Genomic DNA, 12,975 nt, shown 5'->3' on the forward strand with positions numbered 1-12,975 from the left:
TGCATTTAGTTTTTTGTAGCTTTCGCCGTAAGTTTTCCGTCTTCCACATCAATGAGGATCGTATCTCCGGCTGATACCTGGTCCGCAAGGATCAGTTTGGCAGATAATGTCTCCACATGCTTCTGCAGGAATCTCTTAAGTGGACGTGCACCATAGATCGGATCGTATCCATGCTCTACAATGTAACTTTGTGCTTCCGGTGACAAGGCTACTGAAATCTCCTTATCTTCCAGACGTTTATTCAGATCATTCATCATCAGTGTAATGATATGACCGATATTGTCTTTTGTCAGCGGCTTGAACATAATAATCTCATCCAGCCGGTTCAAAAATTCCGGACGGAAGTGACCTTTCAGTTCTTCCATAACCTGTTCTTCACACTGTGGCTGGATATTGCCATTCTCGTCAATGCCCTCAAGCAGCTGCGCTGATCCAAGGTTACTGGTCATGATAATGATCGTATTCTTAAAATCTACCGTTCTTCCCTGTGAGTCTGTGATACGTCCGTCATCAAGCACCTGAAGAAGTACATTAAATACATCCGGATGTGCCTTCTCGACCTCATCAAACAATACAACAGAATATGGTTTTCTGCGGACGGCCTCTGTCAGCTGACCACCTTCGTCATATCCGACATATCCTGGAGGTGCTCCGATCAGACGGGACACAGAATATTTCTCCATATACTCACTCATATCGAGACGTACCATGTTGGATTCATCGTCAAAAAGACTTGCTGCAAGAGCTTTGGCAAGCTCTGTCTTGCCGACACCGGTAGGTCCAAGGAAAAGGAAAGAACCGATTGGTTTTGTCGGATCTTTGATTCCTGCTTTGGAACGGATAATTGCTTCTGTAACCTTCGTTACACCATCATCCTGTCCGACTACCCTCTTATGCAGTTCTTCATCCAGATGCAATGTCTTATTCCGTTCACTCTCGGTTAATTTTGCAACCGGGATTCCAGTCCATCTGGAAATGATACGTGCGATTTCTTCCTCGCTGACGCTCTCATGTACCAGTGAAAGATCGCGGTTCTTTACCTGCTCTTCCTCTGCTTCCAGCTGTTTCTCCATCTGTGGAAGTACTCCATACTGAAGTTCCGCAGCCTTCTCAAGGTCGTAATTCTGCTGTGCCTGTTTGATCTCGCGCTTTGTACTTTCAATGTTTTCACGCAGCTTCTGAACCTTTTCTACTGCATTCTTCTCGTTACTCCACTGTGCTTTCTTTGTATTAAACTGATCGCGCAGTTCTGCAAGTTCTTTCTGCAGATTTGCAAGCCGCTCCTGGCTCAGATGATCGGTTTCTTTCTTAAGCGCTGTCTCTTCGATTTCCAGCTGCATCACACGACGGTTCAGTTCATCCAGTTCCGTTGGCATAGAATCCAGTTCCGTCTTGATCAGTGCACAGGCCTCATCTACAAGATCGATTGCCTTATCCGGCAGGAAACGATCCGAAATATAACGGTTTGATAACACAGCAGCTGATACCAGTGCCGAGTCCGTAATCTTAACGCCATGGAATACTTCATATCTCTCCTTTAAACCACGCAGGATCGAGATGGTATCCTCTACCGTCGGTTCGTCAACCATAACCGGCTGGAAACGACGTTCCAGTGCCGCATCCTTCTCAATATATTCACGATATTCATCCAGTGTCGTTGCACCTACACAGTGTAATTCACCTCTTGCAAGCATTGGTTTTAACAGTTGTCCGGCATCCATTGCTCCATCGGTTTTACCTGCTCCGACGATCGTATGCAATTCATCAATGAACAGGATGATCTGTCCCTCTGAATTCTTTACATCATCCAAAACAGCTTTCAGACGTTCCTCAAATTCACCACGATATTTTGCACCTGCGACAAGTGCGCCCATATCGAGTGCAAATAATTTCTTATCCTTCAATCCTTCCGGAACATCCCCGCGGACAATACGCTGTGCAAGACCCTCTACGACAGCGGTCTTACCAACACCAGGTTCACCAATCAGAACCGGGTTATTTTTCGTCTTTCTTGACAGAATGCGGATCACATTACGTATCTCTGAATCTCTGCCGATCACCGGATCCATCTTCTGCTGACGAGCCCGTTCTACCATGTCATAACCGTATTTCTCAAGTGTGTCATATGTTGCTTCCGGATTGTCTGAGGTTACTCTCTGGTTACCTCTTACGGAAGAAAGAGCCTGAAGAAAACGTTCTCTTGTCAGACCGTATTCGCTGATCATCTCTTTCACTGCCTTATTCGGGTATTTCAAAAGTGCGAGGAAAAGATGCTCAACAGAGACGTACTCATCGCCCATCTGCTTTGCTTCTGTTTCCGCATTGATCAGAACTTTGTTCAGATTCTGTCCGACATATACCTGGCCTCCAGATACTTTGACTCTGGCCTCCAGATGACGTTTGGCATTCTCTGTAAAATGCTCCTTATTGATCTCCATCTTCTCAATCAGCTTTGGAATCAGACCATCCTCCTGCTGCAAAAGAGCAACAAGCAGATGTTCCTGTTCAATCTCCTGATTGCCATATTCATATGCTAACTTCTCGCAGTCATTGATTGCTTCGATCGACTTCTGTGTAAATTTCTGAATGTTCATAATCTTCCCTCACTTTCTATCTCTAACGCTTAGATGCCTGCATACAAACTGCAACATCTATGTATTGATTTCTCTTTACAGGATGTAATATAGCACCGTTTGTTAGCACTGTCAATAGGTGAGTGCTAAAATTTTCAGATTATTTATTATTCTTTCCATTTTCATTGCATTGTTTTATAATGAAACGTATGAATACGAATTATGAATATTATCGAATTTTTTATTATGTTGCAAAATACGGAAACCTGACCAAAGCCGCTGCCACACTTCAGACCAGCCAGCCTGCGGTTACGCGCACGATCCACAAACTTGAAGATGATCTTGGCTGCCGGCTTTTTATCCGGAGCAAATCCGGAATGGAACTGACCTCAGAAGGACAGACCTTTTTTGAATATGTTTCTGCCGGATGTGCCCAGTTCTTTAAGGGAGAGCAGAAAATCACAAATCTGCTGTCTCTTGACGAAGGTTCCATCACCATCAGTGCGACAGAAACAGCTCTGCACTGCTGCCTTTTACAGGCAATGGAAGCTTTCCATGAATTACATCCAAAAGTCCGCTTCAAAATATTAAACAACAGTTCCAGTGATTCCATACACTCTCTTCGGCAGGGGCAGGTCGATATGGCAATGATCTCTTCCATTCCTTTTGCAATGGAGACTCCTCTTGTTGTCCATACCGTACATTCCTACACGGATATACTGATCGGCGGGAAAAAATACAGTCATCTGAAAGAACGCACGATGACGCTTGCAGAGCTGTCCGATTACCCATGGGTCAGTCTGACCTCTGAGGCGATTACCCGCATATTTTTAAATACCTATTTTGCCAAGCAGGGACTTCCCTTTGAACCGGCGATCGAACTTGCAACCACGGATCTGATCCTGCCGGCGATCGAACATAATCTCGGCATTGGATTTCTTCCTCCTGAGTTTGCAAAAGAGGCACTTGACACCGGAAGTGTCTTTCGTATCCACATTCCGGATGAACTGCCTCATCGTACGATTTCTCTTGTATATGATTCGGAATATCCACAAAGTGTCGCATCCACTGCATTCCGCAAATTCCTGTTACAGGAATTTGCGGAACGCGACACAGATCAATCAGTCTGACGTACGTAAAGATCTGATTGTCAGACGATTTAGCATATCACAGGCATCTGTAAAGCTTCCGCTTCGGATGTCTGTTTTCTTTATGCGGATTGTCTTTTCCACAGTATCTGTAATATGGAAGAAGTTATCCTCAAATATCACATCTGCATCCTCAAAATCCAGTTCCACAAACGGTGCAAAACAGCTGCTCGTGATTCCGATCACATAGTCAGCCTCTTCTTCCGTTACTTTTGTGGTAAACTGCGGAATCTCAAGTTCCAGATGCTTAAACGGTACAAGCGTCTCCACATCTGTAAGCACTGTTCCATCCGCCAGAACTGCTTCTGCCTCCAGAAATACCGCATGCTTTTTCTCTTTCCAGCCTGAGATCTCCATGTCCAGAATATCCGCAGCAGAAAATGCATCCGCTTTTCCTTCTGAAGTAATCTCCTCTAAAACATGACAGTACATATCCTTCACGCGAAGCGAAACTTTTACGTTCTGCACCTGATTTGTTTCGTTTTCCAGATATACTGCTGCACTTTTCTCCGTCAGATACACGCTGATTGCCACCGGCGCATAGAATTTGGCAGCCATATAATGAAGTGCCTTCCATCTTCCGTAAAAATCAATGCTGGACCAGGAAGCCACCGGCCAGTTGTCATTGATCTGCCAGTACAAAGCTCCCATACACCGTCCACGGTTTCTCCTCCAGTGATCCACACCATATTTGATAGCCATTCCCTGCAATACCTGTGTCACATATACAAGCTGTTTCAGATTCTCCGGATACTGGAAATTCTCAGAAAGATAATACAGCATCTTTCCATTGGCGGCATCGTTTTTCTGATGGCTTTCCATTACTCTGGAAAAAATATTGCGGTCGTTTTCTTCTGTGTAACTGTTGACCGTCTTCATACATGGGAATGACTGGAAGCCAAACTCTGAACAGAAACGGAAATAGTATTTCTGATAATCCGTAAATGGCTTCTGTCCATGCCATACATCCCAATAGTGGTTATCCCCGCGCGTATCATCATCCGGTTTGTCAAAGCATCCTCCCGATGATGGGGATGACGGCCAGTAAAAGGTATCCGGGTCTGTCTCCTTTACTGCCTTCGGCAATACAGACTCAAACAATTTGATATAATCTGCCCGCAGATACGCTGTTTCAACCTGAAAATCTCCCCAGTGATCCCATGCAGACTCAATCTCATTATTTCCACACCACAGTCCAAGGCATGCATGATGACGAAGACGTTTTACATTTTCAATTGCTTCTATTCTGCAGTTTTCTGCGAACTCATCTGTCACATCATACACATTACATGCATACATAAGATCCTGCCATACGATCAGGCCTTTCCTGTCGCAGAGATCATAAAATTCATCCGATGGATAATAGCCTCCACCCCATACACGGACACAGTTAAAATTCGCTCTTTTACAGCATTCCAGAAGATAATCCTGTTTCTGTGCACTGATTCTTGTATACAGACAGTCATCCGGAATGTAATTGCCTCCACGGGTAAAGATCTTAAGTCCATTTACGCAGAATGCAAATTCTTTTCCCCATGCATCCTTCTCCTGACTGACCGTAAGTGTACGAAGACCGATCCGTTTCTCGCTTACTTCCAGTACCTGTCCGTTTTCTTGATCCAGAATCTCCGTCTTTACCAGATACAACGGCTGACTTCCATAGCCATTTGGCCACCAGAGTTTCGGATCCGGGATCTCAAACTCCAGTTCTGCGGATCCATCCGCTGCCGGAATCTGCTGCGATTGTACGCCGGATCCATCCTCTTCACTGATCGTAACCCTGATCCAGCTCTGCTGATCTTCTGCTTCTTTAATACGAACCGCTGTCTTAACCTTCACGCCCTGTTCATGATCCTGTGTAATATGAACATCCTCTATCCGTGCATGACTATAGCCTTCCAGATAGATCGGGCGGAAAATTCCGGCATCGATCGTCTGTGGTCCCCAGTCCCATCCAAACATAGAGTGTGCCTTACGGATCAGATGATTGCCCTTCATACATCCACTTGGAATATATTTCACTTCTTTTCCCGGTTCGTAAACATAATCATTGATATATTTTAAAACGGAATGAAACACAATGCGGATGCTGTTTTCTCCCGTCTTCAGAATATCTTTTACCGGTATTTTCCATGTGCGGTGCATATTATCCGTCGATGCAACCTTTGTCCCATTCAGATAAATATCTGTAAGTGTATCCAATCCTTCACAGACCAGCTCGACCTGTTCCTCCTTACAGAATCCTTCTTCTATCTCAAAGGAACGTTCCATCTGATAATCATTCCAGAAAATTTCTCTGGTCCTGTCTTCATTAATCCGGTAAAACGGATCTTCAATGATCTTAGCATCCAAAAGTCCGGACAACACAGTTCCCGGAACATTCATCGTGCAGATAGTCTCCTCCCCCACTCTCGCAAGGCTCCACTTTCCAGCCAGATTTAGTTTATTCATATTTTCTCCTCCGTACATACTTCTCCAGTTATCATATTATAATCATGATAACACTTCTATCGTCCTGCGGTAAACCCAGAACTTTCCTGTAAAGTAAAAAACATCCACAGACACGGACCCCAATCCGTTTCTGCAGATGTTTTTCTGATTGCAAAAATAAATAATTAACTATATATTAGAGGAATCTGACTTTTTAAGCAAAATCTTATTTTGCTGTATGCCACTGCCAGTCACGAACTTCTTCGAGATCCTGTCCGTACTCAGCAATGTACTGTTTATGCTCAACAAGCTTATCGTTCATCTTCTGGATCAGATAAGAACCGCGGTTGCCAAGCTGTGGAAGGTGCATGATTGCATCTTTTACAAGGTTGAAACGATCAATTTCATTCTGAACTCTCATATCAAATGGAGTTGTGATGGTTCCTTCTTCCTGATAGCCATGAACAGACATGTTCTGATTATCACGACGGTAGGTAAGTTCGTGAATCAGTGTCGGATATCCATGGAATGCAAAGATGACAGGTTTGTCTGTTGTAAAGAGTGCATTGTATTCTGCATCACTTAATCCATGTGGATGTTTATGATTTGACTCAAGTTTAAATAAGTCAACTACGTTTACAACACGGATCTTAAGTTCCGGAAGCTCATCACGTAAAATTGTAACAGCCGCCATTGTCTCAAGTGTTGGTGTATCCCCACAGCATGCCATAACGATGTCCGGTTCTTCGCCGCCGTCATTGCTTGCCCAATCCCAGATGCCAACACCCTGCGTGCAGTGTTTTACAGCCTGTTCCATGTTCAGCCACTGATAGCTTGGATGTTTGGAAGCTACAATTGCATTGACATAGTTTTTGCTCTTTATGCAGTGATCGAAGCAGGATAATAAGCAGTTTGTATCTGGTGGAAGATACATACGTACCACATCTGCTTTCTTATTTGCAATATGATCCAAAAATCCCGGATCCTGATGAGTATATCCGTTATGATCCTGCTGCCATACATTGGATGTCAGGATAAAGTTCAGGGAAGCGATTGGACGTCTCCATGTCAGCTGATTGCATACTTTTAACCATTTTGCATGCTGGGCAGCCATAGAATCTACAACACGGATAAATGCTTCGTAGCTTGCGAAGAATCCATGACGACCTGTCAGAAGATATCCCTCTAACCAGCCTTCACACATATGCTCACTTAACATACCATCCATGATACGTCCACCTCTTGCAAGGCAGTCATCGGTAGGAAGAAGTTCCGCATTCCAGTCTCTGTTTTCAGCTTCAAATACTTTATACAGACGGTTTGACATACTCTCATCCGGTCCGAAGATACGGAAGTTTTTGCTCTCTTTATTCAATGTAAAGATATCACGGATATATCCGCCCAGTTCGATCATATCCTGGGCTTTTGTCTTACCAGGATCTACATCAATACCATAGGTACGGAAATCCGGAAGTCTTAAGTCTTTTAATAACAGACCGCCGTTTGCATGTGGATTTGCTCCAAGACGTGCATTTCCCTTTGGTGCAAGCTCTGCAAGTTCCGGGATCAGACGTCCGTTCTCATCAAATAACTCTTCCGGATGATAACTCTCTAACCACTCTTTTAACAGTTTCAGATGTTCTTCCGGTTTCTCCATGGAGATTGGAACCTGATGTGCACGGAAAGATCCTTCGATCTGCTGTCCGTCTACAACCTTTGGTCCTGTCCATCCCTTTGGTGTACGAAGAACGATCATTGGCCACTTTGGACGCTCCGGATCATTGTTCTTACGAGCATTTTCCTGGATAGATTTGATTTTCTCAATTGCATAATCCATAGCCTCAGCCATCAGTTTATGCATTGTCATTGGATCGTCGCCTTCTACAAAGATTGGCTCCCATCCACATCCAATAAAGAAGCTTTCAATCTCTTCATGAGGAATACGTGAGAAAATTGTAGGGTTGCTGATCTTATATCCGTTCAGATTCAGGATTGGAAGAACCGCACCATCTGTGATCGGATTTAAGAATTTATTTGACTGCCATGAGGTAGCCAGAGGACCTGTCTCTGCTTCTCCATCACCGACAACTACGGTAGCGATCAGATCCGGGTTATCGAATACAGCACCAAATGCATGTGCGATCGAATATCCCAGCTCACCACCTTCGTTGATAGAACCTGGTGTCTCCGGTGCACAATGGCTTGGAACTCCACATGGGAATGAAAACTGTTTGAACATTTTCTTCATACCCTCTTCATCCTGACTGATGTTTGGATAGATCTCACTGTAAGTTCCTTCCAGATATGTATTTGCAATCATAAAGTTTCCGCCGTGTCCAGGTCCGGAAAGTAAAATCATATCCAGATCATAACGTTTGATGACACGGTTGCAGTGTACATAAACAAAGTTCTGTCCAGGTACGGTTCCCCAGTGACCAACGATCTTTTTCTTGATCTGGTCCATGGTAAGTGGCTCTTTTAAAAGTGGATTATCTAAAAGATAAAGCTGTCCAGCTGATAAATAGTTTGCCGCACGCCAGTATGCGTTCATTTTTTCCAGCATTTCCTGAGATAATGGCTGTTTTTCAAGACAAGTATTCTCTGACATTTTTGTCCTCCTAATTACTTTCGTTACTTCTTTAACAATTTCATCATAGCACAGGAGTTGTCATTCGTTAAATCACTTATCTTGATTCCATTCATATCAGATTGATATGGATAAAAATTGCTAACAACTTCATTTTGTCAAATTCCTGACAAATCCACTTCATATATATAACTTTGTGTATTTTGCTCCGGCTTGTAAAACATAACCATATACCATGGTAAATATTCTACTCCAGATTCTTCTGCAACATTTTCTTTGCAAAACACCAGCCTTCTTCCAAATCTCCAGTTTGAAACTGCAGATACCTTATTCAAAGCTGAATGTTTCTTATAATCATTTCCTGATTTTATCTCCAGAAGATCAACCTTTAATCCATTTTGTATAACAAAATCCACTTCTCCATATTTTTTTGATTCAAAATAATTTAAAGAAAACCCATTACTCTTTACTGCCTGTGCAAAAACATTTTCCAAAACACTTCCCATATTTACTTCCATGTTCCCCTGCAAAAGTTCAAACTGAATATTGTCCATACAGGAGGCACAGAGAAGGCCGGTGTCTCCCATAAACAGTTTAAACAGATTTCTCTTTTCATTAAGTTGTAACGGAGGCTGCGGTTCTGTAACATTATAAGATGGCAGTGCCACACCGGCATCACTTAGCCATAAAAAAGCGTTTTCATAGCGATTCATCCTGCCGTTTTCATCAATCCGGTTTAAAACAAATCTTCTGTTTTTGTCATCTAACTGAGATGCAATGCTGTCAAAGATTGCTTTAATTTTAATTTTTTCACTACCTTCCGCATATTTTGAAATATCCTGCCGATAGAGTTCAAGGATACTTCTCTGCGTCTGAATCACTTTTCCAATATCATGAGTATTCACATAAGTCTGCACAACATCGGGCATTCCCCCAACAACGATATAAGTTGCAAAAAGTTTTAACAATGTTTCGTGCATGACCGTAGGAACCGTTTCATGTTTTTCATAACAGTGCTCAAGCATTGTAAGCGTAGAATTCTGCACCCCATTCGCAATGAAATACTCTTTCAGATTCATTGGGTACATATAGACAATCTCTTCAAATCCAACCGCATAAGATGGAACTTCCTTATATTTTACCCCCAGCAGAGAGCCCGATTCGATGTAATCGAATCTTCCATCTTCAACAAGAAACTTGACCGCGCATCTTGCATTTGGACACTCCTGTATTTCATCCAAAAAAATCAATGTTTTTCCCGGTTCAAGTTTCTGCATCTTAAAGGCAGTAATGTTTTCAATGATCGTGTCTGCATCCAACTTTCCCGCAAAAATTTTCTCTGCGCCCTGATCTAATATAAAATTAATCTCAAGGAAGTTCTCATATTCTTTTTTGGCGAATTCACGAATCGCAGTTGTCTTCCCAATCTGTCTTGCACCGATAATACACAGTGCTTTCTTTTTTTTCTCCCTTTTCCAGAAAGATAACCTGTCGGATATTTCTCTTTTCAGCATTGGATCATCCCTCCTAATGCTAGTATTGTAACATTTTTCTCAAATTATTCAACGTATTTTGTAACATTATTCTTATGTTTTGTTGTATTTTTGCAACATTATTCCTGCATTTTTTGCAACAAAAATGCAGAGAAGTATATTTGTTATAACATACCTCTCTGCATTTTAATTTTAACGTTGTCTGCACTCAGATTACTGTCTGGCTATCGTCTTAAACTACTGCGCATCATCCAGATCCAGTTCCTGCTCATCTTCCCCCATCAGTTCACGGCTTGAAACACGCTTCTCATCGCGGTTTTTCTCAACAAGTTCGGATAACTTTTCCTTAACCTCTTTTGACTTTTTGATGCTGGTGATCTCGAAATCCCCCATACTCTTGTCTGCCGAACTTACTTTGATCGTTCCGACTCCGAATATTTTCTGTCCAAAAGTTCTTGTGAGCTTTACATCCATGATACGATATAAACGCACCTCGTCCTCAACGGTTGTAAATAATCCGGTCTGTATAAACAGACGATCCTCCGTCAGTGTATATTTGGTAAAACTCAGAGGTAAACCAAATAATGTTCTCTTTCTGTCACTCCAGATTACATTGTTATCTGCCATAATCAAACTCCTTTTCTTTTTCTAAAGAAGAGTATACTGTTTCTTGATGATCTTTACAAGTCTGCTTGTTCCAAGCCTGTCTGCTCCAAGCCGGATAAATTCTTCTGCATCCGCAAAAGACGAAATTCCACCCGCCGCTTTAATGTGCACATTTGGTCCCACATGCTTTTTCATCAGTGCAACATCTTCAAAAGTTGCACCTGCCGTCGAAAATCCTGTGGATGTTTTAATATACTCAGCCCCCGCGTTTGTGACAATCTCACACATTTTAATCTTTTCTTCGTCCGTCAGAAGACATGTCTCGATGATGACTTTTAAAATTTTTCCTTCACACGCATCATGAACCTGACGAATCTCATCTTCCACCTCATCATACCGCTTATCTTTGACAAAGCCGATATTGATCACCATATCGATCTCCGATGCCCCATTGGCAATGGCATCCTTCGTCTCAAACACTTTGACTGCGGTTGTATGATATCCATTCGGGAAACCGATTACCGTACAGATGGGAAGCTTTCCATCCACGTATTGTGCAGCCTGCTTCACATAAGCTGCCGGAATACACGCAGATGCTGTTTCATATTTTAATCCGTCATCCAGAATCTGGCGGATTTCTTCCCACGTTGCATTTTGAGCCAGCAGCGTGTGATCCACTCTTTTTAAAATCTCTTTTCTGTCCATTTTTTGCTCCTTTTATATTAGCCATGCATTGCAGAACTTTCACAATACTAACGATAGCATGTACTGCGAGTACAAATGATCGCAGGCACGTTCTCACTGCTCATCGCTGGCAGCGGTACATAAGACGTCGAAGTACCGGCCGCTCTGAAGCGCCTGCGCGTCACTTGTACTCGCAGTACATGCTCAATTTGCAAATGCCTGCTATATCAACTGCTCCAGTACGGAATAGCCTATCGTATCCTGTGGCATGGTAAGACCAAAATTATCCACGATCGTTGCACCTATAATTGCAAATGTAGGCGGCTCTTCCAGTTTTCCCGATGACTTCATCGATGGGGAATATGCCAGAAACGGCACCTGTTCTCTTGTATGGTCTGTTCCGGTATAGGTCGGATCATTGCCGTGGTCCGCGGTGATGATCAAAAGGTCATCCTCTCGCAATACCTGAAGCAGTTCTCCCAGTTTTACATCAAAGCGTTCCAGTTCCTGTGCATATCCTTTGACGTTTCTTCTGTGTCCCCACAATGCATCAAAATCAACCAGGTTTACAAAACACAATCCGGTAAAATCCCTTTCTGCGATTGCAATGGTCTGCTCCATTCCATGTACGGAGCTCTTGGATTTATTTGATTCCGTAATTCCTTCTCCATCAAAAATGTCGCAGATTTTTCCAACCGAGATCACATCGTATCCGGCATCTTTTAATACATTTAAGGCCGTTTTTCCAAATGGCTTTAATGCATAGTCATGGCGGTTGCTGGTGCGCTTGAATTCTCCCTTTTTCTTGCCGACATAAGGTCTTGCGATGACTCTTCCAACCTTCCATTCGTCCTTCATGGTAATCTCTCTGGCGATCTTGCAGCACCGGTATAATTCGTCCAGTCCAAATGTCTCTTCGTTTCCACAGATCTGAAGAACCGAATCCGCAGATGTATATACAATCATATGTCCGGTCGCGATCTCTTCTTCTCCGAGCTCGTCCAGAATCACGGTTCCGCTCTCACTCCGGTTTCCGATGACTTTATGTCCTGTACGTTTCTCAAGCTCCTCGATCAGCTCCTTTGGAAATCCATGCTCCGAAAATGTCAGGAATGGTTTCGTAATATGAAGTCCCATCATCTCCCAGTGACCGGTCATGGTGTCTTTTCCCGTACTTGCCTCATTCACTTTCGTAAAATACCCCAGAGGTTTCTCAACAGGTGCAATGTTTTTTAATTCTTTCATATTGGCAATTCCAAGCTTTCTCATGTTTGGAATTGCAAGATGGTCAACCGATTCTGCAATATGTCCGAGCGTATCTGTACCTGCGTCTCCATATGCAGCTGCATCTTTTGCTCCGCCAACGCCTAATGAATCGATTACAATTGTAAAAATTCGTTTATATTTTTTCGGTTCCATTTCCTTTCCCCCTTACAACTTCAACTGTCAGATGA

At 43.0% G+C, this 12,975-nt stretch carries 8 protein-coding genes; 1 reads left to right on the forward strand and 7 read right to left on the reverse strand.

Annotated elements, in window-relative coordinates:
* Positions 1–5: 5 nt before the first annotated feature.
* Entirely contained in the window at positions 6–2,594 is a 2,589-nt protein-coding gene (clpB, locus tag FYJ75_RS04650) for an ATP-dependent chaperone ClpB (RefSeq protein ID WP_154429294.1), read from the reverse strand.
* 188 nt (positions 2,595–2,782) lie between these two features.
* Between clpB and FYJ75_RS04655 the strand changes: the two genes are divergently transcribed.
* Positions 2,783–3,703: a LysR family transcriptional regulator gene (locus FYJ75_RS04655; protein ID WP_154429295.1), complete on the forward strand. Its 921-nt coding sequence runs from the start codon at positions 2,783–2,785 to the stop codon at positions 3,701–3,703.
* On the opposite strand, the gene FYJ75_RS04660 is transcribed toward FYJ75_RS04655, so the two are convergent.
* From FYJ75_RS04660 to FYJ75_RS04685, 6 genes are all read right to left on the reverse strand, one after another.
* On the reverse strand, positions 3,695–6,172 hold the full coding sequence (locus FYJ75_RS04660; RefSeq protein ID WP_154429296.1) for a beta-mannosidase: 2,478 nt from the start codon (positions 6,170–6,172) through the stop codon (positions 3,695–3,697). The genes FYJ75_RS04655 and FYJ75_RS04660 overlap by 9 nt on opposite strands.
* 205 nt (positions 6,173–6,377) lie before the next feature.
* Positions 6,378–8,759 (reverse strand): phosphoketolase family protein, encoded by a 2,382-nt coding sequence (locus tag FYJ75_RS04665; protein ID WP_154429297.1) that lies wholly within the window; start codon positions 8,757–8,759, stop codon positions 6,378–6,380.
* 137 nt (positions 8,760–8,896) lie between these two features.
* Entirely contained in the window at positions 8,897–10,252 is a 1,356-nt protein-coding gene (locus FYJ75_RS04670) for an ATP-binding protein (protein WP_154429298.1), read from the reverse strand.
* A gap of 216 nt (positions 10,253–10,468) precedes the next feature.
* Positions 10,469–10,858, reverse strand: coding sequence for a PH domain-containing protein (locus FYJ75_RS04675; protein WP_154429299.1), 390 nt, complete (start codon positions 10,856–10,858; stop codon positions 10,469–10,471).
* A 21-nt stretch (positions 10,859–10,879) separates the two neighbouring features.
* Positions 10,880–11,542 carry a deoxyribose-phosphate aldolase gene (deoC, locus tag FYJ75_RS04680; protein WP_154429300.1) on the reverse strand — a complete coding sequence of 221 codons (663 nt, stop codon included), beginning with the start codon at positions 11,540–11,542 and terminating at the stop codon, positions 10,880–10,882.
* Positions 11,543–11,743: 201 nt separating this feature from the next.
* Entirely contained in the window at positions 11,744–12,940 is a 1,197-nt protein-coding gene (locus tag FYJ75_RS04685; protein WP_154429301.1) for a phosphopentomutase, read from the reverse strand.
* Between the last annotated feature and the right edge of the window lie 35 nt (positions 12,941–12,975).

It is taken from the genome of Roseburia porci, from assembly GCF_009695765.1.
GTDB lineage: Bacteria > Bacillota > Clostridia > Lachnospirales > Lachnospiraceae > Roseburia > Roseburia porci.

Coding starts and splice junctions, on each gene's coding strand:
- FYJ75_RS04665 (WP_154429297.1), bottom strand. CDS start 8,759: ATGTCAGAGAATACTTGTCTTGAAAAACAGCCATTATCTCAGGAAATG.
- FYJ75_RS04685 (WP_154429301.1), bottom strand. CDS start 12,940: ATGGAACCGAAAAAATATAAACGAATTTTTACAATTGTAATCGATTCA.
- FYJ75_RS04655 (WP_154429295.1), top strand. CDS start 2,783: ATGAATACGAATTATGAATATTATCGAATTTTTTATTATGTTGCAAAA.
- FYJ75_RS04660 (WP_154429296.1), bottom strand. CDS start 6,172: ATGAATAAACTAAATCTGGCTGGAAAGTGGAGCCTTGCGAGAGTGGGG.
- FYJ75_RS04670 (WP_154429298.1), bottom strand. CDS start 10,252: ATGCTGAAAAGAGAAATATCCGACAGGTTATCTTTCTGGAAAAGGGAG.
- clpB (WP_154429294.1), bottom strand. CDS start 2,594: ATGAACATTCAGAAATTTACACAGAAGTCGATCGAAGCAATCAATGAC.
- deoC (WP_154429300.1), bottom strand. CDS start 11,542: ATGGACAGAAAAGAGATTTTAAAAAGAGTGGATCACACGCTGCTGGCT.
- FYJ75_RS04675 (WP_154429299.1), bottom strand. CDS start 10,858: ATGGCAGATAACAATGTAATCTGGAGTGACAGAAAGAGAACATTATTT.